Source organism: Agromyces sp. G08B096 (assembly GCF_040267705.1).
GTDB lineage: Bacteria > Actinomycetota > Actinomycetes > Actinomycetales > Microbacteriaceae > Agromyces.
Window position 1 is genome coordinate 3,203,420 of the sequence record NZ_CP158374.1, and the last position, 23,096, is coordinate 3,226,515.

At 71.8% G+C, this 23,096-nt stretch carries 26 protein-coding genes; 14 read left to right on the forward strand and 12 right to left on the reverse strand.

The window, feature by feature from the left end; all coding sequences use genetic code 11:
• Positions 1 to 7 precede the first annotated feature (7 nt).
• Complete coding sequence (locus ABIQ69_RS15305; RefSeq protein ID WP_350347986.1) at positions 8 to 517, forward strand: MarR family transcriptional regulator; 510 nt, start codon at positions 8 to 10, stop codon at positions 515 to 517.
• On the opposite strand, the gene ABIQ69_RS15310 is transcribed toward ABIQ69_RS15305, so the two are convergent.
• Entirely contained in the window at positions 498 to 896 is a 399-nt protein-coding gene (locus ABIQ69_RS15310; RefSeq protein ID WP_350347987.1) for a hypothetical protein, read from the reverse strand. The genes ABIQ69_RS15305 and ABIQ69_RS15310 overlap by 20 nt on opposite strands.
• A gap of 273 nt (positions 897 to 1,169) precedes the next feature.
• On the opposite strand from ABIQ69_RS15310, the gene kdpF reads away from it, so the two are divergent.
• Genes kdpF through ABIQ69_RS15340 form a run of 6 tightly spaced genes read left to right on the forward strand, consistent with a single transcriptional unit; the run spans position 1,170 to position 8,947 of the window.
• Entirely contained in the window at positions 1,170 to 1,259 is a 90-nt protein-coding gene (gene kdpF, locus ABIQ69_RS15315) for a K(+)-transporting ATPase subunit F (protein ID WP_350347988.1), read from the forward strand.
• Entirely contained in the window at positions 1,259 to 2,932 is a 1,674-nt protein-coding gene (kdpA, locus tag ABIQ69_RS15320; protein WP_350347989.1) for a potassium-transporting ATPase subunit KdpA, read from the forward strand. Before kdpF ends, kdpA begins: the two co-directional genes overlap by 1 nt.
• Position 2,933: 1 nt before the next feature.
• Positions 2,934 to 5,105 carry a potassium-transporting ATPase subunit KdpB gene (gene kdpB / locus ABIQ69_RS15325; RefSeq protein WP_350347990.1) on the forward strand — a complete coding sequence of 724 codons (2,172 nt, stop codon included), beginning with the start codon at positions 2,934 to 2,936 and terminating at the stop codon, positions 5,103 to 5,105.
• Positions 5,106 to 5,142: 37 nt separating this feature from the next.
• Positions 5,143 to 5,754 (forward strand): potassium-transporting ATPase subunit KdpC, encoded by a 612-nt coding sequence (gene kdpC, locus ABIQ69_RS15330; protein ID WP_350347991.1) that lies wholly within the window; start codon positions 5,143 to 5,145, stop codon positions 5,752 to 5,754.
• 2 nt (positions 5,755 to 5,756) lie between these two features.
• Complete coding sequence (locus ABIQ69_RS15335; RefSeq protein ID WP_350347992.1) at positions 5,757 to 8,243, forward strand: sensor histidine kinase KdpD; 2,487 nt, start codon at positions 5,757 to 5,759, stop codon at positions 8,241 to 8,243.
• Positions 8,240 to 8,947 carry a response regulator transcription factor gene (locus tag ABIQ69_RS15340; protein WP_350347993.1) on the forward strand — a complete coding sequence of 236 codons (708 nt, stop codon included), beginning with the start codon at positions 8,240 to 8,242 and terminating at the stop codon, positions 8,945 to 8,947. Before ABIQ69_RS15335 ends, ABIQ69_RS15340 begins: the two co-directional genes overlap by 4 nt.
• Here the strand turns inward: ABIQ69_RS15340 and ABIQ69_RS15345 are convergent.
• On the reverse strand, positions 8,929 to 9,507 hold the full coding sequence (locus tag ABIQ69_RS15345) for a DUF402 domain-containing protein (RefSeq protein WP_350347994.1): 579 nt from the start codon (positions 9,505 to 9,507) through the stop codon (positions 8,929 to 8,931). The two genes, ABIQ69_RS15340 and ABIQ69_RS15345, sit on opposite strands and share 19 nt — an antisense overlap.
• A gap of 35 nt (positions 9,508 to 9,542) precedes the next feature.
• Between ABIQ69_RS15345 and rlmC the strand changes: the two genes are divergently transcribed.
• Positions 9,543 to 10,673 (forward strand): 23S rRNA (uracil(747)-C(5))-methyltransferase RlmC, encoded by a 1,131-nt coding sequence (gene rlmC / locus ABIQ69_RS15350; RefSeq protein ID WP_350347995.1) that lies wholly within the window; start codon positions 9,543 to 9,545, stop codon positions 10,671 to 10,673.
• 15 nt (positions 10,674 to 10,688) lie between these two features.
• Here rlmC and ABIQ69_RS15355 read toward each other — a convergent pair whose 3' ends face one another.
• Positions 10,689 to 12,002 carry a family 20 glycosylhydrolase gene (locus ABIQ69_RS15355; protein WP_350347996.1) on the reverse strand — a complete coding sequence of 438 codons (1,314 nt, stop codon included), beginning with the start codon at positions 12,000 to 12,002 and terminating at the stop codon, positions 10,689 to 10,691.
• The gene (gene proC, locus ABIQ69_RS15360) at positions 11,999 to 12,847 is read right to left on the reverse strand and encodes a pyrroline-5-carboxylate reductase (protein ID WP_350347997.1); all 849 of its coding nucleotides are present in this window, start codon (positions 12,845 to 12,847) and stop codon (positions 11,999 to 12,001) included. Before proC ends, ABIQ69_RS15355 begins: the two co-directional genes overlap by 4 nt.
• A 22-nt stretch (positions 12,848 to 12,869) precedes the next feature.
• On the opposite strand from proC, the gene ABIQ69_RS15365 reads away from it, so the two are divergent.
• Positions 12,870 to 13,832: a cation diffusion facilitator family transporter gene (locus ABIQ69_RS15365; RefSeq protein ID WP_350347998.1), complete on the forward strand. Its 963-nt coding sequence runs from the start codon at positions 12,870 to 12,872 to the stop codon at positions 13,830 to 13,832.
• Positions 13,833 to 13,891: 59 nt separating this feature from the next.
• Here ABIQ69_RS15365 and tadA read toward each other — a convergent pair whose 3' ends face one another.
• A complete protein-coding gene (tadA, locus tag ABIQ69_RS15370) occupies positions 13,892 to 14,365 on the reverse strand; it encodes a tRNA adenosine(34) deaminase TadA (protein WP_350347999.1) in 474 nt (157 codons plus the stop codon).
• Between the two features lie 43 nt (positions 14,366 to 14,408).
• On the opposite strand from tadA, the gene upp reads away from it, so the two are divergent.
• The 3 genes from upp to ABIQ69_RS15385 all read left to right on the forward strand — a co-directional run bounded on the left by upp (position 14,409) and on the right by ABIQ69_RS15385 (position 17,245).
• The gene (upp, locus tag ABIQ69_RS15375; RefSeq protein WP_350348000.1) at positions 14,409 to 15,041 is read left to right on the forward strand and encodes a uracil phosphoribosyltransferase; all 633 of its coding nucleotides are present in this window, start codon (positions 14,409 to 14,411) and stop codon (positions 15,039 to 15,041) included.
• A gap of 496 nt (positions 15,042 to 15,537) precedes the next feature.
• Positions 15,538 to 16,326, forward strand: a complete 789-nt coding sequence (locus ABIQ69_RS15380) for a winged helix-turn-helix domain-containing protein (RefSeq protein ID WP_350348001.1) — start codon at positions 15,538 to 15,540, stop codon at positions 16,324 to 16,326.
• Positions 16,327 to 16,840: 514 nt separating this feature from the next.
• The gene (locus tag ABIQ69_RS15385) at positions 16,841 to 17,245 is read left to right on the forward strand and encodes a MarR family transcriptional regulator (protein WP_350350034.1); all 405 of its coding nucleotides are present in this window, start codon (positions 16,841 to 16,843) and stop codon (positions 17,243 to 17,245) included.
• A gap of 254 nt (positions 17,246 to 17,499) precedes the next feature.
• Here ABIQ69_RS15385 and ABIQ69_RS15390 read toward each other — a convergent pair whose 3' ends face one another.
• Both ABIQ69_RS15390 and ABIQ69_RS15395 read right to left on the reverse strand, forming a co-directional pair.
• Positions 17,500 to 17,799 carry a GNAT family N-acetyltransferase gene (locus ABIQ69_RS15390; protein WP_350348002.1) on the reverse strand — a complete coding sequence of 100 codons (300 nt, stop codon included), beginning with the start codon at positions 17,797 to 17,799 and terminating at the stop codon, positions 17,500 to 17,502.
• Positions 17,800 to 17,857: 58 nt separating this feature from the next.
• Positions 17,858 to 19,060: a hypothetical protein gene (locus ABIQ69_RS15395; RefSeq protein ID WP_350348003.1), complete on the reverse strand. Its 1,203-nt coding sequence runs from the start codon at positions 19,058 to 19,060 to the stop codon at positions 17,858 to 17,860.
• A gap of 463 nt (positions 19,061 to 19,523) precedes the next feature.
• On the opposite strand from ABIQ69_RS15395, the gene ABIQ69_RS15400 reads away from it, so the two are divergent.
• Both ABIQ69_RS15400 and ABIQ69_RS15405 read left to right on the forward strand, forming a co-directional pair.
• Positions 19,524 to 20,375 carry a tyrosine-type recombinase/integrase gene (locus tag ABIQ69_RS15400; protein ID WP_350348004.1) on the forward strand — a complete coding sequence of 284 codons (852 nt, stop codon included), beginning with the start codon at positions 19,524 to 19,526 and terminating at the stop codon, positions 20,373 to 20,375.
• A 46-nt stretch (positions 20,376 to 20,421) separates the two neighbouring features.
• Positions 20,422 to 20,709 (forward strand): hypothetical protein, encoded by a 288-nt coding sequence (locus ABIQ69_RS15405; RefSeq protein WP_350348005.1) that lies wholly within the window; start codon positions 20,422 to 20,424, stop codon positions 20,707 to 20,709.
• 54 nt (positions 20,710 to 20,763) lie between these two features.
• Here ABIQ69_RS15405 and ABIQ69_RS15410 read toward each other — a convergent pair whose 3' ends face one another.
• The 5 genes from ABIQ69_RS15410 to ABIQ69_RS15430 all read right to left on the reverse strand — a co-directional run bounded on the left by ABIQ69_RS15410 (position 20,764) and on the right by ABIQ69_RS15430 (position 23,089).
• Positions 20,764 to 21,060: a hypothetical protein gene (locus ABIQ69_RS15410; RefSeq protein WP_350348006.1), complete on the reverse strand. Its 297-nt coding sequence runs from the start codon at positions 21,058 to 21,060 to the stop codon at positions 20,764 to 20,766.
• Between the two features lie 66 nt (positions 21,061 to 21,126).
• Positions 21,127 to 21,324, reverse strand: a complete 198-nt coding sequence (locus ABIQ69_RS15415; RefSeq protein ID WP_350348007.1) for a hypothetical protein — start codon at positions 21,322 to 21,324, stop codon at positions 21,127 to 21,129.
• An 18-nt stretch (positions 21,325 to 21,342) separates the two neighbouring features.
• Positions 21,343 to 21,573, reverse strand: coding sequence for a hypothetical protein (locus tag ABIQ69_RS15420; RefSeq protein WP_350348008.1), 231 nt, complete (start codon positions 21,571 to 21,573; stop codon positions 21,343 to 21,345).
• Positions 21,570 to 22,367 (reverse strand): M23 family metallopeptidase, encoded by a 798-nt coding sequence (locus ABIQ69_RS15425; RefSeq protein ID WP_350348009.1) that lies wholly within the window; start codon positions 22,365 to 22,367, stop codon positions 21,570 to 21,572. The genes ABIQ69_RS15420 and ABIQ69_RS15425 overlap by 4 nt, the downstream gene beginning before the upstream one ends.
• A gap of 152 nt (positions 22,368 to 22,519) precedes the next feature.
• Positions 22,520 to 23,089, reverse strand: coding sequence for a tail fiber protein (locus tag ABIQ69_RS15430; protein WP_350348010.1), 570 nt, complete (start codon positions 23,087 to 23,089; stop codon positions 22,520 to 22,522).
• Between the last annotated feature and the right edge of the window lie 7 nt (positions 23,090 to 23,096).

Genomic DNA, 23,096 nt, shown 5'->3' on the forward strand with positions numbered 1-23,096 from the left:
TGGACGGATGGCACGCGACGAGCAGGCACTGCGCGCGGCGGTCGAGCAATCGGCCGCCGTGCTCACCGCTGCGGGCTTCCCGAAGATGCCCGCGCGCGTCCTCATGGCCCTGCTCGTCGCCGACGAGGGCGGTCTCACCGCATCGGAGCTCGCGGAGTCGCTCGGCGTGAGCGCCGCCGCGATCTCGGGCGGCGTCCGGTACCTCCGCTCGCTCGGCATCATCCATCGGATGCCTCAGCCCGGGAGCCGCCGCGAGAAGTGGGAGATCTTCGACGACGCCTGGTACGTCGCGCTCGCGGGCAAGAACTCGGTCTACGGCACGTTCGCCGCGACGGCGGCGCAGGCGCTCGACGCGATCGGCGACGCGGATTCGGCCGGCGCCCGGCGCACGGGCGAGATGGTCGAGTTCTTCCGGTTCATCGAGCGCAAGATGCCGGATCTGCTGCAGGAGTGGGAGGCGCTGCGCGATGCCCGCCTGGGCGAGGCATCCGACGGCGTCAGCCGGCCACCAGCATGAGCACGACGGATGCCGCGAGCGCGGCGATCCCGACACTCAGGAGCACCCAGGCGAGCACGGCCAGGACCCTCGCGGCGTGGCCTCGCCGTTCGAAGGAGAGCCGACCGCCGGGGCGGGCGTAACCTTCAGCGCTCTCGTGGTCGGCGATGCCGTGCAGCTCGTCGGGGGCGATCGGTCGCTCGTGCAGCTCGCCGTCGGCGAACCAGCGCACGAGCGCCGGGCCGTGGCCGTCTGCAGGCTGGACGACCACGACGTCCACGCGTTCGCGGCGGTCCGCAGCGCGCGCGATGACGGCCGCGATGAGCACCGGGAGGCCGAGCCCCAACCCGACCCAGGCGAGCAGCTCGACGAGGACGGCGATCAGGTCGAGGTTGGGCACGAGCCAACCGTATCCTCCGTCCGCGCCGGCGAGCGCGCTCGGCGTCAGCCGCGCGTAAGCATCCCCGGCCCCAGGCGTTAGGGATCCGTGAGGATCGGCCCCGGGCCCCGGGCCCGGGTGTTGCATCGCAGGAGCAGCGAGCCGCTGCCCGCCGCCGCGGTCGCGGCGACGGCCGTCCACTCCTGGAGTCTTCGTGCTCGACCTCGTCTTCGTCATCGGCGTCATCGCCGTCTTCGTGGTCGTCGGCCTCATCGCGAAGGGGGTCGAGAAGCTGTGATCGTCTTCGAGCTGCTCGCCGCCGCGCTGGGCGTCGCCGCCGTGCTGTACCTCGTGTACGCCCTGATCAAGCCCGAGCGGTTCTGATGGGCGCGCTCTTCGCCGTCCTGCAGGCGGCCACCCTCGCCCTCATCCTCGCGCTGCTCTACCGCCCCCTGGGCGACTGGCTCGCCCACGTCTACACGATGACGAAGGACTGGCGCCTCGAGCGCGGCATCTACCGCGTCGTCGGCGTCGACCCCCGTTCGGAGCAGACCTGGGGCGCCTACCTCCGCGGCGTGCTCGCGTTCAGCCTCATCGGCGTGCTCCTCGTGTACCTGCTGCAGCGAGCGCAGGCCGTGCTGCCGTACTCGCTCGGCCTCCCCGCCGTGCCGGAGGGGCTCGCATTCAACACCGCCGCCTCGTTCGTCGCGAACACGAACTGGCAGTCGTACTCGCCCGAGCTGACGATGGGCTACACCGTCCAGCTCGCGGGACTCGCCGTGCAGAACTTCGTGTCCGCCGCGGTCGGCATCGGGGTGGCGATCGCGCTCGTCCGCGGCTTCGCCCGCCGCCGCTCCGGCACGATCGGCAATGTGTGGGTCGACCTGGTTCGCGGCTCGTTCCGCGTGCTGCTGCCGATCTCGCTCGTGGGCGCCGTCGTGCTCCTCGCGGGCGGCGTGATCCAGAACTTCGCCGGGTTCACCGAGGTCGGCACGCTGGCCGGCGGCTCGCAGACGCTGCCGGGCGGCCCCGTCGCGAGCCAGGAGGCGATCAAGCTCCTCGGCACGAACGGCGGCGGCTTCTTCAACGCCAACTCCGCGCATCCCTTCGAGAACCCGACGGCGTGGACGAGCCTCGTGCAGAACGTCCTCATGCTCGCCATCCCGTTCGCGCTGCCCCGCGCATTCGGCCGGATGGTCGGCTCGAACCGGCAGGGTTTGGCGATCCTCGGCGTGATGGCAACCCTGTTCGTCGTCTCGCTCACCGCGCTCAGCCTGCTGGAGGCGCGCGGGGCCGGCACGGCGCCCGAGCTGGCCGGGGCGGCGCTCGAGGGCAAGGAGCAGCGCTTCGGCATCTTCGCCTCGACGCTCTTCGGCTCGACGTCGACCCTGACCTCGACTGGTGCGGTCAACTCCATGCACGACTCGTACACGGCCCTCGGCGGCATGATGCCGATGCTGAACATGATGCTCGGCGAGGTCGCCCCCGGCGGTGTCGGCTCGGGCCTGTACGGCATGCTCGTGCTCGCGGTCATCGCGGTGTTCATCGCCGGGCTCCTGGTGGGGCGAACGCCCGAGTACCTCGGCAAGAAGATCGGGCCGCGCGAGATCAAGCTCGCGAGCCTGTACATCCTCGTGACGCCGACGCTCGTGCTCGCCGGCACCGCGCTGAGCTTCGCGGTCCCCGGCATCCGCGAGGACGTCGTCTCGACGTCGATCTGGAACCCGGGCGTCCACGGCCTCTCCGAGGTGCTCTACGCGTTCACCTCCGCCTCGAACAACAACGGGTCGGCCTTCGCGGGGCTCACGGCGAACACCCCGTGGCTGAACACGGCGCTCGGCGTGGCGATGCTGCTCGGCCGGTTCATCCCGATCGTGTTCGTGCTCGCGCTCGCCGGCAGCCTCGCCGCGCAGGACACGGTCCCGGCCACCGCCGGCACGCTTCCCACCCACCGGCCGCAGTTCGTCGGTCTCCTCGCGGGCGTCACCGTCATCGTGACGGCGCTCACCTACTTCCCCGTTCTCACGCTGGGTCCCCTGGCGGAAGGGCTGATCTGACATGGCCATCACGACCACCGACCAGGGCGCCGCGAGCACGCTTGCGCAGGCGCACCACGCACAGCCCCATTCGGCGCCGAGGGCGCCGTTCGGCCCGCGACAGCTCGTCGCCGCGCTCCCCGGCGCGCTCCGCAAGCTCGATCCCCGCCTCATGTGGCGCAGCCCCGTCATGTTCATCGTCGAGATCGGCGCCGCGCTGACGACGGCGATCGCGGTGGCGGAGCCGTTCCTCGGCGGGCCGGCGCCCTCGGGCGGCAGCGACGTGCCGGCGAGCTTCACCTGGGCCATCGCGGTGTGGCTCTGGCTCACGGTCGTCTTCGCGAACCTCGCGGAGGCGGTCGCGGAGGGGCGCGGAAAGGCCCAGGCCGACACGCTCCGGAAGACCCGCACCTCCACGCTCGCGCGCGTCGTCCGGGGGTACGACGAGGTGGGCGACCCGGCCGCGACGTCGGCCGAGCTGACGGAGGCCGCGAGCGGCGACCTGCGCGTCGGCGATCACGTCGTCGTCGAGGCGGGGCAGTTGATCCCGGGAGACGGCGACATCGTGTGGGGCATCGCCTCCGTCGACGAGTCGGCGATCACGGGCGAGTCCGCCCCGGTCGTCCGGGAGTCGGGCGGCGACCGCAGCGCCGTGACCGGCGGCACCCGGGTGCTCTCCGACCGCATCGTCGTGCGCATCGCCTCCAAGCCCGGCGAGACGTTCGTCGACCGCATGATCGCGCTCGTCGAGGGCGCTGCCCGGCAGAAGACGCCCAACGAGATCGCGCTGAACATCCTGCTCGCGAGCCTGTCGATCGTGTTCGTGGTGGTCGCGCTGACCCTGAACCCGATCGCGTCGTACGCCGCGGCGCCCGCAAGCGTGCCGGTGCTGATCGCGCTTCTGGTCTGCCTCATCCCGACGACGATCGGCGCCCTGCTCTCCGCGATCGGCATCGCCGGCATGGACCGGCTCGTGCAGCGCAACGTCCTCGCGATGTCGGGGCGCGCGGTCGAGGCCGCGGGCGACGTGACGACGCTGCTGCTCGACAAGACCGGCACGATCACCTACGGCAACCGTCGGGCGAGCGCGTTCGTCCCGATGCCGGGCGTGGACGAGGGCGAGCTGATCCGCGCGGCCGCGCTCGCGTCGTTCGCCGACCCGACGCCCGAGGGCGCCTCGATCGTCGAACTCGCCGCGGAACGGGGCATCCGCTTCGCCGACGCGCCCGCGGGCGAGCCGGTGCCGTTCACCGCGCAGACGCGCATGTCGGGCCTCGATCTCGCCGACGGCTCCGTCGTGCGCAAGGGCGCCGGGTCGGCCGTCGTGGCGTGGGTCGAGGAGTCCGGGCGCATTCCGTCCGGCGAGCGCGCCGAGCTGCAGCAGCGCGTCGAGGCGATCTCGACCGGCGGCGGCACCCCGCTCGTCGTCGCGGTCCGCGCGGCGGACGGGCCGGCGCGCCTCCTCGGCGTCGTGCACCTGAAGGACGTCGTGAAGGACGGGCTCGTCGAGCGCTTCGCCGAACTGCGGTCGATGGGCATCCGCACCGTCATGATCACGGGCGACAACCCGCTGACGGCCGCCGCGATCGCGAAGGAGGCGGGCGTGGACGACTTTCTCGCGGAGGCCACTCCCGAGGACAAGCTCGCCCTGATCAAGCAGGCGCAGGAGCACGGCGACCTCGTCGCCATGACCGGCGACGGCACGAACGACGCCCCCGCGCTCGCGCAGGCGGATGTCGGCGTCGCGATGAACACCGGCACGTCGGCGGCGAAGGAGGCGGGCAACATGGTCGACCTCGACTCCGACCCGACGAAGCTCATCGACATCGTTCGCATCGGCAAGCAGCTGCTCATCACGCGCGGCGCGCTCACGACGTTCTCCATCGCGAACGACATCGCGAAGTACTTCGCGATCATCCCGGCGATGTTCGCGGGCGTCTTCCCCGGTCTCGCCGTGCTGAACGTCATGCAGCTGCACTCGCCCGCGTCCGCCGTGCTGTCGGCGATCGTCTTCAACGCGGTGGTCATCGTGTTCCTCATCCCGCTGGCGCTCCGCGGCGTGAAGCTGCGCACGGGCGACGCGTCATCGACGCTCAGTCGCAATCTGCTCGTCTACGGGCTCGGCGGCATCCTCACCCCCTTCATCGGCATCTGGCTCATCGACCTCGTCGTGCGCCTCATCCCCGGGTTCTGAGCCGGCTCGCACCGGCCCCACGAAAGGAAGCCATCCCATGAGCACCACCCGCACCACCGTCCGCACCCACTGGGTCGCGATCCGGGCGATGGCGGTCTTCACCCTCGTCCTCGGCGTCGGCTACCCCCTCGTCGTCACCGGCATCGGGCAGCTCGCGCTGCCGGCCCAGACGAACGGCTCGCTCGTGCGCGACGCCGACGGCGAGGTCGTCGGCTCGTCGCTCATCGGGCAGTCGTTCACGGATGCCTCGGGCGACCCGGCGCCCGAGTGGTTCCAGCCGCGGCCGTCGGCGGCCGGCGACGGTTACGACGCCGGCGCGTCGAGCGGCAGCAACCTCGGTCCCGAGAACCCCGACCTCGTCGCCGCGATCGCCGAACGGAAGGCCCAGGTCGCCGCGTTCGACGGCGTGTCCGAGGCGGAGGTCCCGGCCGACGCCGTCACCGCATCGGCGTCGGGCCTCGACCCCCACATCAGCCCCGAGTACGCCCGGCTGCAGGTCGCCCGCGTCGCCGAGGCCCGCGGGCTCGCGGAATCGGCCGTCGCCGACCTCGTGGAGTCTAGGATTCAGGCACGGGACCTCGGGTACCTGGGCGAGCCGAGCGTGAACGTGCTCGAGCTGAACCTCGCCCTCGCCGAGCTGGAGGGGTAGCCATGCGGAGGGGGCGGCTTCGAGTGCTCCTCGGTGCCGCTCCGGGCGTCGGCAAGACCTACGCGATGCTCGAGGAGGGCCGGCGGCTGCGCAGCGAGGGCCGGGACGTCGTCGTGGCCTTCGTCGAGACGCACGGCCGGCGGGCCACCGCCGCGATGGTCGCCGGGCTCGAGGTCGTCCCCCGGCGGACGCTGTCGCACCGCGGCCTGGCGCTGGAGGAGCTCGACCTCGACGCGGTCCTCCGGCGCCGCCCCGACGTGGCGCTCGTCGACGAGCTCGCGCACTCCAATGCGCCGGGGTCGCGGCACGAGAAGCGGTGGCAGGACGTCGAGGAGCTGCTCGAGGCCGGCATCGACGTGATCTCGACGGTGAACACCCAGCACATCGAGTCGCTCGGCGATGTGGTGCTCGAGATCACGGGCGCCGAGCAGCGCGAGACGGTGCCCGACCGGGTGCTGAGGGCCGCCGACCAGATCGAGGTCGTCGACCTCGCCCCCGAGGCGCTGCGCGACCGACTCGCGAACGGGCTCGTCTACCCCGCCGAGCGGATCGACGCGGCGCTGTCGAACTACTTCCGGCTCGGCAACCTCACGGCCCTGCGGGAGCTCGCGCTGCTGTGGCTGGCCGACGAGGTCGATCAGGCGCTGAAGGCCTACCGCGCCGAGCACGGCATCGACCGCAAGTGGGAGGCGCGGGAGCGCGTGGTGGTCGCCCTCACCGGCGGCCCCGAGGGCGAGACGCTCGTGCGCCGCGGCGCGCGGATCGCGTCGCGGTCGTCGGGCGGCGAGCTCATCGCGGTGCACGTCACCGCGCCGGACGGCATGCGGGCGAGGCATCCGGGCGCCCTCGACGCGCAGCGCGCGCTCGTCGAGCAGCTGGGCGGCACCTTCCACCAGGTGGTCGGCGAGGACGTGCCGCGTGCGCTCGTCGAGTTCGCGAGGGCGTCGGATGCCACGCAGCTGGTCATCGGCGTGAGCCGCCGGTCCCGGCTCGCGGCGGCGTTCACGGGCCCCGGCATCGGCGCGACGGTCATCCGCGAGTCGGGCGACATCGACGTGCACATCGTCACGCACGCCGCCGCCGGCTCGGGCTTCTCGCTGCCGAAGGCGGGGGGCGCGCTCAGCCGCAGGCGTCTCGTCTGGGGGTTCGCGCTGGCGCTCGTCGCCGGGCCGCTCCTCAGCTGGCTGCTGCGCGCACTGCACACGGAGACCTCGATCACGAGCGACGTGCTCGCGTACCAGCTGCTCGTGATCGTCGTCGCCCTGGTCGGGGGCATCTGGCCGGGGCTGTTCGCCGCCGTGCTGTCGGGCATCACCCTCAACGTGCTCTTCGTCGAGCCGCTCTACACGCTCACGATCGCCGACCCCCGCCAGTTCCTCGCCCTCGTCTTCTACGTCGCCAACGCGCTCCTCGTGAGCTACGTCGTCGATCAGGCCGCCCGCCGGAGCCGCACGGCACGCCGGGCCGCCGCCGAGTCCGAGCTGCTCGCCACGATCGCGGGCAGCGTGCTCCGCGGCGAGGACGCGCTGCAGGCGATGGTGACGCGCACGCGCGAGGCGTTCGGGCTGACGGGGGTGCGGCTCCTCGTCGACGGCGAGCCGCGGGTCGCCGACGGCGAGCCGGCCCGCGACGACCGGGTGACGAACGTGCCCATCGGGCGTCGCGGCGTGCTCGAGCTGCACGGACCCGACCTCGCGGCGTCCGAGCGCCGGGTGCTGCAGGTCATCGCCGCCCAGCTGGATGCCGCGATCGAGCACGGCGCGCTCGCGAACGCGGCACGGACCGCCGATGCGCTCGCGGAGACCGACAAGGTGCGCTCCGCGCTGCTCGCGGCGGTCGGGCACGATCTGCGCCGTCCGCTCACGTCGGCGTCGGCGGCGATCAGCGCGCTCCGCTCCGACGAGGTGGCCCTGCCCGCGGCGCAGCGGACCGAGCTGCTCGACACCGCGGCGGAGAGCCTCGACTCGCTCGCCGCGCTCGTGACGAACCTGCTCGACGTGAGCCGGGTGCAGGCCGGCGCGCTCGCGGTGCAGATCTCCGCGGTCGAGATCGCCGACGTCGTGCTCGCAGCCCTCGACGAGCTGGGCCTCGGCCCCGGCGAGGTCGAGCTCGACCTGCCCGAGGACGCCCCCGCCGTGCTCGCCGACGCGGGTCTGCTGCAGCGGGTGCTCGTGAACCTGCTGGCGAACGCCGTCCGGCACTCCCCCGACCACGCACGCGTGCGCGTCTCGGCCTCGGGGTTCCGCGGCCGGGTCGAGCTCCGCATCGCCGATCGCGGGCCGGGGATCCCCGCCGAGCGACGCGAGGACGTGTTCACGCCGTTCCAGCGGCTCGGCGACACCGACAACGAGACGGGGCTGGGGCTCGGACTGGCGCTCTCGAAAGGGTTCGTCGAGGGCATGGACGGCACGCTCGACGCCGAGGACACCCCGGGCGGCGGCCTCACGATGGTGGTGCGGCTGCCGGCCGCCGGGGAGGGGGCGCGGTGAGGATCCTCCTCGCGGACGACGACGACCAGCTGCAGCGGGCGCTGCGCATCACGCTCACCGCGCGCGGGTACGACGTGCTCTCGGCTCGCGACGGCGCCGAGGCGATCGACCTCGCCGCGAACGGACATCCCGACCTCATCCTGCTCGACCTCGGGATGCCCCGCGTCGACGGGCTCGACGTGATCCGGGCGGTGCGCGCCTGGTCGGACCTGCCGATCCTCGTGCTCTCGGGCCGGGCCGACTCGGCCGAGAAAGTCGAGGCGCTCGACGCGGGCGCCGACGACTACGTCACGAAGCCGTTCGCGATGGACGAGCTGCTGGCGCGGATCCGCGCGAGGTCGAGGCGTCCGGCGGGCGGCGCGGACGAGGCGCTCGTCCGGATCGGCGACCTCGAGGTCGACCTCGCGGCGAAGACCGTGCGGCGGGCGGGCGGCGCCGAGGCGGCAGGCGAACACGGTGCACGGGAGGCCGCGATCCGGCTGACGCCCACGGAGTGGCGTCTGCTCGAGCTCTTCGTGCGGAACCCGGGCAAGCTGCTCACGCGCGAGATGCTGCTCTCCGACGTGTGGGGTCCGTACCACCGCAACGACGCGGGCTACCTCCGGCTCTACGTCGCCCAGCTGCGACGCAAGCTCGAGCCGGTGCCGTCGGAGCCGAGGCACTTCCTCAACGAGCCGGGACTCGGCTACCGCTTCGAGCCCTGACCCCTGTCGGGCGCCAGCGCCGCCAGTTGCGCGAGCCAGCGGTCGGCGGTGGCGCCGTCGAACGGCGCCTCGCGACCGCGCACGGATGCCAGCACCGCCGAGGCATCCGCTCGTACCCGCTGCACGACCTCGGCCGGGTAGCCGAACCGCTCGAGGTGCACCTCGAACTCGTCCTCGTCGTCGATGAACGGCGGCGCGCCGATGCGCTCCACCACGTCGAGGTCGAGGTCGATGTAGAAGACCGTCGGGCCCGAGGCATCCCGCTGCCACTCGGGGACGCTCGCGAGATCGACGTAGATCGCGAGGCCGCGCGGATGCTCCGCCGCGAACGACGCCGCCCACCCGGCCCGCGGGAACAGCGTCACCGACGGCCAGGTCGCGACGAACGCGTGCCCGGGCCGGGCGAACGGCGTGCCCGGCGGGAAGCCGACCCAGTCGCCGTGCCCGTCTGAGCCGAGGCCGATGCCCTGGAACTCCCAGTGCGGCCGCCGGTCCCACTTCGTCGCCCGCACGCGCACGGCCTCGCCGGGCCGGAGGGCGGGTCCGTTCGTCGCGCTCACGGCTCCACCGTACGCGCGGCGCGTACCCTTGACGGGTGCAGTGCCGGTACTTCGACGCCGGGCGATGCCGGTCGTGCTCGCTCATGGGCGAGCCGTACCCGGCGCAGCTGGCCGGCAAGCAGCGGCACGCCGAGGCGCTGCTCGCCCCGTTCGGGGTCGGCTCGTGGCTCGCGCCCGTCGCCTCCGGCGAGCGCGACTACCGCAACAAGGCGAAGATGGTCGTCGGCGGAACGGTCGCCGCGCCCACGATCGGCATCCTCGACGCCGACGGCCACGGCCTCGATCTCCAGACGTGCGGCATCTGCTCGCCCGGGCATCGCGCCGCGTTCCCGGTGATCGCCCGGTTCATCTCCCTCGCCCGGCTCACGCCGTACGACGTGACGACTCGAGCCGGCGAGCTGAAGCACCTCATCGTCACCGAGTCGCCCGACGGCGAGCTCATGGTTCGCTTCGTCCTCCGCTCGACCGAGCCGCTCCCGCGGCTGCGCAAGCACCTCCCGACCCTTCTCGCGGAGCTGCCCGCCGCGCGCGTGGTGACGGCGAACATCCTGCCCGAGCACAAGGCGGTGCTCGAGGGCGAGACCGAGCACGTGCTCACCGCGCAGCAGACCCTGCCGATGCGGCTGAACGACGTGACGATGCACCTGCGTCCGCAGAGCTTCTTCCAGACCAACACGGCCATCGCCGCGGCCCTCTATGCCGAGGCACGGGACTGGATCCGCGACCTCGCGCCCGACACCGCATGGGACCTGTACTCGGGCGTCGGCGGGTTCGCCCTGCATCTCGCGGATGCCGCGACCGAGGTCACCGGCATCGAGACGAGCGTCGAGGCGGTCGCGTCGGCTGAGCTGAGTCGCACGGATGCCGCGCTCGAGCGCGTGCGCTTCGCCGCCGGCGACGCGACGGCGTTCGCGCTCAGCGCCGCGCCGGCGGAGGCGCCCGACCTCGTCGTGGTGAACCCGCCGCGCCGCGGCATCGGCAGGGAGCTCGCCGGCTGGCTCGAGGCGTCCGACGTGTCGCACGTGCTCTACTCCAGCTGCAACGCCGCCTCGCTCGCCCGCGACCTGGCGGCGATGCCGTCGCTCCGGCCCGTGCGGGCGCGCGTGTTCGACATGTTCCCGCAGACCACCCACTTCGAGGTGATGGTGCTGCTGGAGCGCGCCTGATCAGAGGGCGCGCTGCTACCGCGCCAGCGTCGCCGTGAGCCGCGCGAGCTCCGCGATCCTCGCCGCCCGATCACGCGGCACCCCGGGCACGCCGGGCCGCTGCTGATCGGGCCGGGGCCCGTCGAGCGGACGGAAGTCGACGCCCTGCTCCTCGAGCCACGCGAGGTACGCGGGCAGCCGCGCGGCGAAGTCGGGCCAGTCGAGCGGTCCGCCGTTCCAGGCGACCTCGGCGAACGCCCCGAGCCGCGGGAACACGGCGTAGTCGAGCCGGTCGCGCGAGTCGAGGTGCTCGGTCCACACGTTCGCCTGCACCCCGAGCACACGGTCGGCGAACCAGGCCGGGGCGTCCGCCGGCACCGGGTCGAAGCAAGCCGCGTCCTCGAGGGAGAGCACCGTGCCCACCGGGATCGGCTCGGCCGGGTCGTCGGACTGCCGGTAGTCGAAGTAGGTCCAGAGATCCGGGCAGAGCACGACGTCGTGGCCGAGCCGCGCGCCGAGCTCGGCACCCACCGGACCGCGCCAGGACGCCACGACGGCATCGGGTGCGGGGTCGCGGCCTTCGAGCATCTCGTCCCACCCCACGACGCGCCGGCCGCGCTCGCGCACCCGGTCGGCGAGGCGCCCGAGGAACCACGCCTGCAGTTCCTCCTCGTCGGCGAGCCCGCGTTCGGCCATGAGCGTCTGCGTTCGGGCGTCCTCTCGCCAGAGTCGTTTCCGCACCTCGTCGCCGCCGATGCCGACGATCTCGGAGTCGAAGACCTCGCAGAGCTCGTCGAACACCGTGCCGACGAACGCGAGGGTCTCCTCCTCGACGTTCAGCACCTCGTCGGAGATGCCGAAGCGGGTCCACGGCTCGGCGACTCGGGCGCGCACCGCGTCGCCTCCCCCGACGCCGAACTCGGGGTAGGCGGCGAGGATCGCCTGCGCGTGCCCCGGCACGTCGATCTCGGGCACCACGCGGATGCCCCGCTCCCGCGCGTAGTCGACCAGTCGGCGCAGCTCGTCCTGCGTGTACCAGCCCTCGTGCGGCACGCCGTCGACCGTCGAGGCCGGTCCGTGCCCGAGCTGCGACCCCGAGCGCCGGCCGCCGATCTCGGTGAGCCGCGGGTACGCCCGCACCTCGAAGCGCCAGCCCTGATCGTCGGTGAGGTGCAGCTGCAGCACGTTGAGGCCGTGCGCCGCGATGAGGTCGACGAAGCGCAGCAGGTCGGGCATCGGCCGGAACCGCCTGGCGACGTCGAGCATCACGCCGCGCCAGGCGAACCGCGGCTCGCCGTCGAGGCGCAGCGGCGCCAGTTCGGCGTGAGCGCGGCCGTCGCCCGCGCTCACGCGCCGGCCGCCAGCTCGCGCGCGCGGGCGAGGGCCGCCTGCGTGGCGGAGTCGAACGTCTGCTTCAGCGCAGCCTCCTCGAGTACCGCGATCGCGCGCTCGGTGGTGCCCTTCGGGCTCGTGACCCTCCGGCGCAGCTCCGCGGGATGCTCGCCGGAGTGTGCGAGCAGCTCGGATGCCCCGCGGAACGTGCCCTGCACCATGAGCGCCGCCTGCTCGGGGGTGAAGCCGAGGTCGATCGCCGTCGCGGTGAGCTGCTCGATGAGGTAGAAGACGTAGGCCGGACCCGAGCCGGAGATCGTGGAGAGCGCGTCGAGCTGCGCCTCGGGCACGACCAGCACGTCGCCGACGGTCTCGAAGAGCGATACGGCGAGTGCCAGGTCGGCCTCGCTCGAACGGGTGCCGCTGGCGACGCCCGTGACCGCGCGGCCGACGATCGCCGGCGTGTTCGGCATGGTTCGGACGACCGACACGTGCTCCGGCAGCAGCGACTCGAACGTCGCGACCGTCACCCCGGCGGCGACGCTCACCACGACGGTGCCGGGCTCCAGCGCGTCGGCGATCTCGCGGAGCAGATCGGGCACCATCGCCGGCTTCACGCCGACGACGACGAGCTTCGCTCCGGCGACCGCCGTGCGGTTCGCCGCCGGGTCGGCCTCGGTCGAGAGCGAGGTCACGCCCGGCAGGGTCGCGAGCGCCTCAGCCTTCGCCGCGGTGCGGTTCGTGGCGCGGATGCCGTCGGCCTCGAGGCCCGGGCGGAGCAGGCCCGAGAGGATCGCCCCGGCCATCGATCCGGCGCCGAGGAAGGCGATCACGGGCAGCTTCACGACGGCGTCGGCACTCATGCGACCATCCTAGGATTGGGTCATGAGCGCATCAGGTGGCACCAAGGCGATCATCGCGGCCTTCCTCGCGAACACGGGCATCGCCCTGACGAAGTTCATCGCGTGGTTCTTCTCCGGATCCGCCTCGATGCTCGCCGAGGCGGTGCACTCGGTCGCCGACGCCGGCAACCAGCTGCTGCTCATCCTCGGCGGCCGTCAGGCGAAGCGGAAGGCCGACAAGGAGCACCCCTTCGGGTACGGCCGCGAACGCTACGTCTACGCCTTCGTCGTCGCGATCATCCTGTTCTCCGTCGGCGGCGTCTTCTCCATCTACGAGGGCGTCGACAAGCTGCAGCACCCGCACGAGCTCGAGGTGTGGTGGCTTCCGCTGCTCGTGCTCTCCATCGCGATCGTGCTCGAGTCGTTCTCGCTCCGCACCGCGGTGAAGGAGTCAAACCACGTGCGGGGCCGGCTGAGCTGGATCCAGTTCGTCCGCCGCGCGAAGGCGCCCGAGCTGCCGGTCGTGCTGCTGGAGGACATCGCCGCCCTCCTCGGCCTCGTGTTCGCCTTCCTCGGCGTGGGCCTCACCGTCATCACGGGCAACTCGGTGTTCGACGCGATCGGCACTCTCTTCATCGGCACGCTGCTCATCGTCGTCGCGATCGTGCTCGGCATCGAGACGAAGTCGCTCCTCGTCGGCGAGGGCGCGAACGACGACGACGTGGCCCGCATCGAGCAGGCGATCCTCGAGGGCGACGAGGTCGAGCGCATCATCCACATGAAGACCCTCTACCTCGGCCCCGACGAGCTGCTCGTCGCCGCGAAGCTCGGGCTCGCGGCCGACCAGAAGCTGCTCGAGGTGTCGGCGGCCACCAACGTGGTCGAGCAGCGCATCCGCCAGGCGGTGCCGGCCGCCCGCGTCATCTACATCGAGCCCGACGTGTACGTCGACCCGAACACCACGACGCCGCCGACCGACGCGATCGTCATCAAGGGCCTCGAGTGACCGGCCTCGACGCGCGCCGCGCGGCCGCGGCCTGACGCGTCCCCTGCGACGCCCGCCCGCTAGTCGCCTGCGGACACCCGGCGGGCCTGGAAGAAGTCGAGCAGCAGCGCCGCGGATGCCTCGGCCTCCACTCCCCCGATCACCTCGGCCCGATGGTTGAGGCGCCGGTCGCGGAGCACGTCGTAGACACTGCCTGCCGCGCCTGCCTTCTCGTCCCAGGCTCCGAAGACCACCGTCGGGATGCGCGCGGCGAGGATCGCCCCCGCGCACAGGACACACGGCTCGAGGGTCACGACGAGGGTGCAGCCCGGGAGCTGCCAGTCCTTCTTCGCGGCGGCGGCCTGACGGATCGCGAGGACCTCGGCGTGCGCGGTCGGATCGTGGCGGAGCTCGCGCTCGTTGTGGCCGCGACCGATCACGGCACCATCGGCGTCGATCACGATCGCCCCCACGGGGACGTCGGCCGACGCGCCGGCGGCGGCGGCCTCGGCGAGGGCGAGGCGCATCCACTCGAGATGCTCGCTGCGATGCATCCGACCCCTCTTCCGATCGCGGCCGCGAACTAGACTCGAGCCTATGCGAGTCCACGTGGCAGACCACCCGCTCATCACCCACAAGCTGACGGTGCTCCGCGACGTGAACACGCCGTCGCCGATCTTCCGCTCGCTGGTGGAAGAGCTGATGACGCTGCTGGCGTACGAGGGCACGCGCGGCGTCCGGGTGGAGCCGGTCGACATCGTCACGCCGGTGGCGCCGACCACGGGCGTGCGCATCGCCGAGCCGAAGCCGCTGATCGTGCCGATCCTCCGCGCGGGCCTCGGCATGCTCGACGGCATGGTGAAGGTGCTGCCGAGCGCCGAGGTGGGCTTCCTCGGCATGGCGCGCAACGAGGAGACGCTGCAGCCGGCGACCTACGCGGAGCGCCTGCCCGACGATCTCTCCGACCGGCAGTGCTTCGTGCTCGACCCGATGCTCGCCACGGGCGGCTCGCTGACGGCGGCGATCGAGTACCTCTTCGACCGCGGCGCCGTCGACGTCACCGCCATCTGCATCCTCGCCGCGCCCGAGGGCCTGCAGGCGGTCGAGCAGGCGCTGCAGGGGCGCGAAGTCACGATCGTGCTCGGCGCGGTCGACGAGCGCCTCAACGAGCTGGGCTACATCGTCCCCGGGCTGGGCGACGCGGGCGACCGGCTCTACGGCACGGTATAAGCACCATCCCTTCTGGCTGACGCGAAGGATCTTCGGTCAGCGACACGCCAGCGCGCTCCGCGACTACAGAAGATTTTCTAGATTCGCGCTTGATCGAGGATTCTTGCGTGACTGCGACCCGCCGCCCCGATCCTTCCGGATGCCCCGACCCGGTGCGCACCGCGTGCGACGTCATACCCCGTCATGCGGGCGTCACGAATTGACACACCACGGGGCATCCGTTTTACTCGCACCCATGACTGACACCGCACGCACCCTGACCGCCCGCGAGGCGAACAGGACTGCCGACATGATGATGTCGGCGCGCGCGCCCATGTGTTGTCGAATGTGCCGCTGACCCGCGCCCTTCCCGCCGAGCCGAGTGCGCGACCCGATCCAGGTCGCCCCGGCTCCGTCTGAACCCATCGCATCCGAGGGTTCGCCAGGCCACCGCCGGCCATTCGTCGCCGACCCCGCAACGCGGGGTCCGTCACCGCACCCCGCACAAGGATTCGTCATGTCTCTCGCTTACGCTCCCGTCCGCCAGACCACCGTCCACCCCGCCGCCCGCCCGGTCGGGCTCGCACCGCGTCCCGCCGCCCGGCCCGAGCTCGCCCGGCCCGCGGCGCCCGCGTCGACGCCGTCCATCCAGGCCGCCCCGACCGCGCCCGCCGCGCCGCGCGTCCGAGCCGTGCCGGAAGGCACCGAAGCCCGCGGCTTCGTCCTCTACGTCGGCCTCGACGAGGCCAAGGCCGCGGCCGACGGCACGAGCCTCCACCGCGTCGTCGAGGCACTGCGCCGCCTCGCCGCCGAGATCGCGCCCTCCTCGGAGACCTACGCCGCCGTCGCGCTCGCGCCGGAGGGCGCCGGCGGCCGCGACGTCGACGTCGTCCGTCTCGCACTCCAGGACCCGTCCGCCCTCGCCAAGCAGCGCGAGCAGCAGAGCCCCGGCGACGACACCGACCGCCACCCCAACGGCGTGATCATCGACATCTCGCGGAAGCGCGTCCTCCTCGACGGCGAGCCCGCCGGGCTCACCTACAAGGAGTTCGAGCTGCTGCAGTACCTCGTCCTGCGCGAGGGCCGCACCATCGACCGCCACGAGCTCATCGACAACCTGTGGGCCGCGGCCGACGACGACATCCCGAGCGAGCGCACGATCGACGTGCACGTCCGCCGGCTCCGCTCCAAGCTCGCCCACTACCAGGACATCGTGCGCACCGTGCGCGGCTCCGGCTACCGCTTCGACCGCCACGCCGACGTGTCTATCCGGCAGGCCTCCACGCCGTCGCCCGACGTGTTCTGACCCGAACGGAAAATCTCCGGGACGGGATCTAGCGCCCGTTACCGATCCGTTATATATTCGTCAGTGCACCGACTGTTTGCTGTGGCGGTCGGTGCGGAATGTGATTGCAGGACACTCTTGGTGCAAGGGAGAGGGCCGGTCGTCAGCCTCTACGACCGGCCCTCACTCATGCCCGGGGCATTGAGCGACGGGGCTGCATCCACGCAGCCTCTCCGACCGGCCCTCACTCATGCCCGGGGCATTGAGCGACGGGGCTGCATCCACGCAGCCTCTCCGACCGGCCCTCACTCATGCCCGGGGCATTGAGCGACGGGGCTGCATCCACGCAGCCTCTCCGACCGGCCCTCACTCATGCCCGAGGCATGAGCGACGGGGCCGACGAGCCGTCGGTGGGGGTGGCAGTCCGTATTCTTGGTTGAGTCCGACTCGACCGATGAAACGGAGCCGTCACGTGGCAGATCGCGCTCGCACCGTCGCGGCGTGGGAATCGCTGTTCCGCGCCCAGGTCGCCGTCATGCGCGCCCTCGCGGCCGAGTTCCCCTCCGAGCTCGTCTCGCTGAACGAATACGACGTGCTCTTCAACATCACCCGGGCGCCAGAGCGCCGGCTGCGGCTGAAAGACCTCAACCGGCATGTGTTGCTCACCCAGCCCAGCGTGAGCCGGCTCGTCGACCGCCTCGCCGCCCGCGGGCTGGTGAAGAAGACGGATGACCCGAACGACGGCCGCGGCACGATCGTGGCGATCACGCCCGAGGGATTCGACCTCTTCCGCCGCGTCGCGTACGTGCACATGGACGCCATCACGCGGCACGTCGGCAGCGCCCTCGACGAGCAGGAGCTCGCGATGCTCACCGAACTCTGCGACCGCCTCCGCATGGCCGTGAACGGGGCCTCGGCCAACGGCGACGCGTCGGCCTGAGCGACGACGGTGGGGCGGGAACCCTACCTCCCGCCCCACCGCGACCTCCAGAGGAGGCCTTCCCCGCCGAGCGACCCGAACTGAGCTCGGCGAGCACACCCCCGATCGTTCGGCGCTGGCGCGGCCGATCGCGAGACGTCACAGGGCAACGCCGCCGGTTCGGGCCCGGCTCGGGTTTGGTCGAGTTTAACGCGAGTAAGTCTCACGGTATAGTGCCCCCGAACACGGGGCATCCTGCAGGTCGCCGCCCGACGTCAGCTGGACGGCTGGACCACCGACCCAGCGTACTCGGGATGCCGCTCGAGGTAGGCGGCGATGAAGGGGCACTCCGGCACGATCTGCTCGCCCCGTGCGACCGCGTCGTCGAGGACGTGCTTCGCGAGACGGCCGCCGATCCCCCGGCCCTCGAACTCGGGCTTCACGATCGTGTGGGTGAAGACCACCCGGCCGGGCTCCTCGCGGAACATCGCGACCCCCGCGACCTGATCGCCGAGGCGCACCTCGTAGCGCTGACGCTGCTCGTTGCGCACGATCTCGAACGATTCCTCGGCCACGGTGCTCTCCTCTTCCTCGGGCGCCCGCACCGAGCAGGCGCCTCATGTTCTCAACGTCTCACACGCCGCGGGATTCCCGCAGGCGGGCGTCTGGAGGTTCCTCGGGATGGGCGGCGACCAGCCGGCGCGGCAGCGCGCCCCGCACGCGCGGGGTCCGGCGGCGCGGACGACCCCGGTGAAGCGGCGTGCTTCCCCCGCTCCGGGCCGGCGGACGCGTGCGGGCCGCCGCGACCTCCGGCTTCCGCCGTCGCCGCGCGACGAACCGGCGACGCGCCGGCGACCGCTCGTCGGCGGCGGCCGCCGACGTGGTCGCCACCAGCGCGATCAGCCAGGCGAACACGAGGCTGAAGGCGACGATCTCGAACACCGTGAGGTTGAACAGCCCGAGCCGGTCGTAGGCGACCATGGCCGCCACCTCGACGGTGATCGCGGCGTACGAGAAGACCACGAGGGTACGGGGCATCCGTCTGGCGTAGCCGCGCACGCCGATCGACAGCACCGCGAACCCGGCCGCCGCCCCGCACGCGAAGAGGTTGTGCAGATCGGTGGCACCGTCGATGGGCACGAGCCCGACGCCCATGAGGCTCGCTCCGATGACGGCGATCAGCACGCGGATGGTCGTGAGCCCGCCGCGCCGGAGCCCGAATCGAGGGGCGCGCAGCGCGCGCGTGAGGGCCGGGCCGAGCAGGGCCATCGCGAGGCCGGAGACCACGATCGCCACATTGAAGCACGCGGCGGCGATGTCGTCGGAGGTGCCGAGCGTGCTGAAGTTCAGCGTCCACCAGCTGCCCGTCGGGGTGAGGCTCATGCTGGCGAGGGCGCCTGAGGCGAGCAGCATCGCGACGAGGTTGAACGTGCGGTACGCCTCGTGCGAGACCGCGGCCGCGTGGAGGTGGGCGGTGCCCGTGCCGAGGCCGAGACCGAGCACGAGGGCGGCGAGGAGCGCACCTCCGGGCAGGGGCTCGAATGCCGGGGCGGTGAAGTGGACGGCGAGCAGACCGATCGCCGCCCAGACGAGGCCGTTCGCCTGAGCCCGGTGACGCACCTGCACCGACGGGAGCCCGACGCGGCCGAGCAGTGCGAGCGTCTTGGGCGAGGCCGAGGCCACGAGCAGCGCGGCACCGATCACGGCTCCCCCGGCGACCGCCGGGAGCATCCAGACGTCGAGCACCGCGCCGGCGCTCGACGAGCCGACCGGTCGACCTTCGCCGAGCCGGAAGATCACGATCGCGAACGCGAGGACGATGAGCAGGACGTGCACACGCCGGATGCACGCTTGTCCCCCTCGGCCCACCATCACGTTGACGATCGACGGCGCGGCTTGGCCGCCGGTGTGCACACCCCACATATGCGGAACTCTCGGTCACGGGAGAACGGTCGTGAGGCGAGCCTATCTTCGCGCGCTGCCACGGCTCGCGGCCGATCCGGAGATGACCCTCTGATACTCAGCCGATTCCCAGCAGCGCGCCGGACGACCCCACGAACCCTGGACAGGAACGGCGCCGGCGACAGAAACGGCCCCGGCATTTCGCCGGAGCCGTTTCGCACTGTCTCAACCAGTGTGCGCCCGGAGGGACTCGAACCCCCAACCTTCTGGTCTGTAGTCGTTTCACCCCTGGCCGGCATGCTCTGGCTCGGGTTGGCTTTGCGCTCGATCGTATCCGAGCGGTCGGAACGTCGTGGCGAAGCGGAAGCATGCTCCCGCATCGATCGAGACTGATCTGATGATCATTTCGGGGGAATGGGCTTCGGCCATCCAGGACTATCTCAATGCCATCACCGCCGCCGGCCACAGGCCGAATACCGTCTACGCGCGCCGGCAGCAGCTCCAGCACCTCGCGCGGCGGGTCGAGGTCGGACCTTGGCAGCTCGATCACGAGCAGCTCGTCGCGTACCTCGGCGCTCAGCAGTGGGCGCGCGAGACTCGGCGGAGCCGGATCGCGGCCATCGAGGGCTTCTATGACTGGGGCGTCAAGCGGAAGCACATCGGCCGGAAGCGTCGGCCGACCAAGGGCCTGACGAAGCTGTCGCCGGCCGACCCTCAGCCCCGGCCGGTGCCGGACCAGGTGTACCTGGAGGCGCTGATCCGAGCCGGCGCCGATGAAGCGCTCTGGATCGATCTGGCCGCCGAGCATGGGCTACGCCGCGCCGAGATCGCCGGCATGCACTCGCGCGATATCGTGCCGACTCTCCTGGGCTATGACCTGATCGTCCACGGCAAGGGCGGCAAGGATCGGCTGGTTCCGCTCACCGCGCCGATGGCTCGCGCACTCCTGGAGCGCGGCGACGGGTGGCTCTGGGTGGGCGACGATGGCGGGCACATCTCGCCGCGCTGGCTCGGCTTCCGGGTGAACCGGCTGCTGTCGGGCGCCTGGACAATCCACAAGCTCAGGCATCGAGCGGCCACGCGCTTCTGGGTCACCGCCGGCGGCGACCCGTACGTCGTCGCCGAGCTCATGGGCTGGGCGTCGATCGCAATGGTCCGCACCTACGTGAAGTTGCCCGACGATCGGCTGCGGAACGTCGTGGAGGGCGCCTCGCGCGCCGGCTCCCCCATCGTCAGGGGGATTCCCTGACGCCGAAATCCCGAGCGCTGGAGGTCGCATAGTGGCAGTCGAAACGATGGAGTACCTGGGCGCGGCGCGGCGTTTCATCCGCGCCGCCGGCCGCCGGGTCGCTGAGGCTGACGAGTATGAGCTGCGCGCGCTCGCTGACCTTCGGGCGGTGCTAGACGAGGCGCTCCAGGCCGGCGTCGATGGACAGCGCGCGACGGGCCGCTCGTGGGCGGCGATCGGCGCGGCGCTCGGCACGAGCAAGCAGGCAGCCTATGAGCGGTTCGGGCCGAAGCGGGAGAGCGCGGCGGCGCCTCGGGTCGATCCGAGCTTGCCGCCGCCGCTCGATCTGGACTGAACGAGCAAGCGCCCGTCTGGCTTCGGCCAGGCGGGCGCTTTCGTGTTCGGCGGGTCAGTTGGAGCTGGTGCGGACCTTGCCGTAGGCGTCCACGGTGATGATGAGGGTGTTCTTCTTGCGGTTCACGATGCGGACGATGACGACGATGCCCCAGATACCGGCCGTCAGGAAGATGAGCACGAGGTTCCAGAACCAGCCGATGCGCTTGTTCTTGGACAGGACGGCCTGTCCGGCGGTGGCGGTCTGGACGTTCCAGCCCTTGGTGGCGTACTTGGCGACCTCGGCGTTGAGGACCTGGGCGCGCGCCTCGTCGCTGAGCGTCGGGCGCGTGGTGGCTGTGGCATCGGACATGAGAGAACCCTATCGAGTGCGGAGAGGGGCCGGCCTCCCCCCCCAATGGAGGCCGGCCCCCCTCCCCTACTCGTCGGCGACGTGCTTGCCGCCGCGCTCGGCCGGCACGAGGTAGCCGGCCGCGAATGCCACGATGACCGTGGCGGCGCTGGCGACCTCGGCGGGGACGGTGACGCCGGCGAGGCCGACCGCCCAGACGCCGATGGTGACGACGGCGCCGGCGACGCCTCCAGCGGCGACCTTCGGGTTGATGCGTGTTGCCATGGTTGGCGGGTTCCCTTTCTACTTGATGATCTGGTCGGCGACCCGAGCGAGCACGGCGCCGGCGATGGCGGCGACGCCGGCGAACGACCAGGAGCGGCGCTCCAGTGCTCGGATGCGGCGCTCGTGGTCGTCGCGGCCGGCGTTGATCATGGTGAGCTGGGCCACGATCACGGCCACGTCGGTTTTGACGGCGTTGATCGCGTCGTAGACCTTGCCGATGCTGGGACGCTCGTCGGTGCTGCCCGTCACGGGCGCTCCAGGCCGAGCGCGAAGCAGGACCAGGAGAGCACCTCGGGGCGCCCGTCGCGCACGCCGCCGTGCTGGCTGTAGTCGCCGAACGCGATGGCGTAGTCCTGGATGCCGTAGCAACCGCCCCGCTCGATCACGCCGTCCTCCAGGCCCCGGAACATGCCGGAGTAGTTCAGGGTGACCTGGACGGCGGTGTCGAACACCTCGCGCGGGTCGCCGTCGTTGTTGTAGTCGGCGGGCAGCCGGCCCTTGCCGATGAGGGCGTTGGCGACGCGCTTGGCGAGGTCGCCCTGGGGCCGGCGGTAGGCCCAGTCGGCGCCGGAGCGGACGATCGGGCCGAGCACGCCGGACGAGGGCGCCGGCGCGTAGCCGCCGCTGGCAATGTCCTCGCCCGCGAGCGCCTTGCGAACCCAGGGCATCGGGTCCTCGCAGTACGAGTAGCCGACCGCGAGCGTGTTGCCCACGGCGAGGTGGAGGTGGGGGCCGGTCGCGTAGCCCCGGTCGGCGACGTAGTTGACGGTCTCGCCCTGGGCAACGTGGTCGCCCACGTCGAGGGGCGAGGGGTTCGCGGAGTGGCAGTAGGTGAACACCTTGCCGTTGGCGGCCTTGATCTGGGTGTAGCAGCCGAGTTCGGCGCTCACCCCCTTGGCGACGACGACGCCGCTGAACAGGGCCGGGATGGCGGTGCCGAAGCCGTGCGGGAAGTCGGTGCCGCCGTGCGGGCGGACGCGGCCGGCGGTGGCGCCGAAGCCGTCGGCGAGGTCGGGGTTCGAGTAGAACGTGGCGAGTGACATGTCATTCTCCTTGGGTGGTGGTGGGCGGTTCGGGGGTCGGGACGACGGCGGCCTGTACGGCGGCGATGAGCGCGAGGTGTCGGCAGCCGGCGCGGTGTAGCGGACGGTCGTGGAGGTCACGGTCTCCTGGGTCTGTTCGATCACTGGGGCTCCTAGGTGCGGATGATGAAGTTGAGGACGAGGTAGGGCTGGAGGTTGTTGTGGGCTTGGCCACCGCCCGAGCCGCCGGTGTTGATGCCCTGGGGGTAGATGCCTCCGGCCGAGTCGGAGTCGTAGTCGTTCCGGACGGCTGTCCCGCCCGTGTTGGCGCTCACGTTCTGCGCGTGGGAGTGGTTCGGCATCTCGGCGATGGTGAGTGTGTGGGTCTTGGCGCCGCCTGTCTCTCCCATGGCGTTGAACTCGGCTTGTGCGGCGTCGAGGGCGACCGGGACGCGGCCTTTGAGGTTCGGCAGGTTGAACGTGCTGGAGCCGTTGCCGGCGCCGTAGGTCGAGCCGATGAGGGCGTAGAGGTCGGCGTACGTGGTGCGGGATACGGCCGCGCCGTCGCAGAGCAGCCAGCCGGCGGGCGCCGCCGAACCGGCGAACGCTTCGACGGCGCCGGTCGGCACGGTGCGCGCTTCGGCGGCGTCCAGGTCGCCCTGGATGATGGCGAGCCGGGTGAGCAGGTCGCCGTTCTTGGACTCCAGGATGCGGAGCCGCTCTTCGAGTTCTCGGAATGCCATGGCGTCG

Bases quoted from the DNA above. Each gene is read 5' to 3' on its own strand.
- upp (WP_350348000.1), top strand. From the start codon at position 14,409: ATGCGAGTCCACGTGGCAGACCACCCGCTCATCACCCACAAGCTGACG.
- ABIQ69_RS15430 (WP_350348010.1), bottom strand. From the start codon at position 23,089: ATGGCATTCCGAGAACTCGAAGAGCGGCTCCGCATCCTGGAGTCCAAG.
- ABIQ69_RS15305 (WP_350347986.1), top strand. From the start codon at position 8: ATGGCACGCGACGAGCAGGCACTGCGCGCGGCGGTCGAGCAATCGGCC.
- ABIQ69_RS15365 (WP_350347998.1), top strand. From the start codon at position 12,870: ATGAGCGCATCAGGTGGCACCAAGGCGATCATCGCGGCCTTCCTCGCG.
- ABIQ69_RS15405 (WP_350348005.1), top strand. From the start codon at position 20,422: ATGGAGTACCTGGGCGCGGCGCGGCGTTTCATCCGCGCCGCCGGCCGC.
- kdpB (WP_350347990.1), top strand. From the start codon at position 2,934: ATGGCCATCACGACCACCGACCAGGGCGCCGCGAGCACGCTTGCGCAG.
- ABIQ69_RS15415 (WP_350348007.1), bottom strand. From the start codon at position 21,324: ATGGCAACACGCATCAACCCGAAGGTCGCCGCTGGAGGCGTCGCCGGC.
- kdpC (WP_350347991.1), top strand. From the start codon at position 5,143: ATGAGCACCACCCGCACCACCGTCCGCACCCACTGGGTCGCGATCCGG.
- ABIQ69_RS15410 (WP_350348006.1), bottom strand. From the start codon at position 21,060: ATGTCCGATGCCACAGCCACCACGCGCCCGACGCTCAGCGACGAGGCG.
- ABIQ69_RS15380 (WP_350348001.1), top strand. From the start codon at position 15,538: ATGTCTCTCGCTTACGCTCCCGTCCGCCAGACCACCGTCCACCCCGCC.
- tadA (WP_350347999.1), bottom strand. From the start codon at position 14,365: ATGCATCGCAGCGAGCATCTCGAGTGGATGCGCCTCGCCCTCGCCGAG.
- ABIQ69_RS15425 (WP_350348009.1), bottom strand. From the start codon at position 22,367: ATGTCACTCGCCACGTTCTACTCGAACCCCGACCTCGCCGACGGCTTC.
- kdpA (WP_350347989.1), top strand. From the start codon at position 1,259: ATGGGCGCGCTCTTCGCCGTCCTGCAGGCGGCCACCCTCGCCCTCATC.
- ABIQ69_RS15400 (WP_350348004.1), top strand. From the start codon at position 19,524: ATGATCATTTCGGGGGAATGGGCTTCGGCCATCCAGGACTATCTCAAT.
- ABIQ69_RS15335 (WP_350347992.1), top strand. From the start codon at position 5,757: ATGCGGAGGGGGCGGCTTCGAGTGCTCCTCGGTGCCGCTCCGGGCGTC.
- ABIQ69_RS15385 (WP_350350034.1), top strand. From the start codon at position 16,841: ATGCGCGCCCTCGCGGCCGAGTTCCCCTCCGAGCTCGTCTCGCTGAAC.
- proC (WP_350347997.1), bottom strand. From the start codon at position 12,847: ATGAGTGCCGACGCCGTCGTGAAGCTGCCCGTGATCGCCTTCCTCGGC.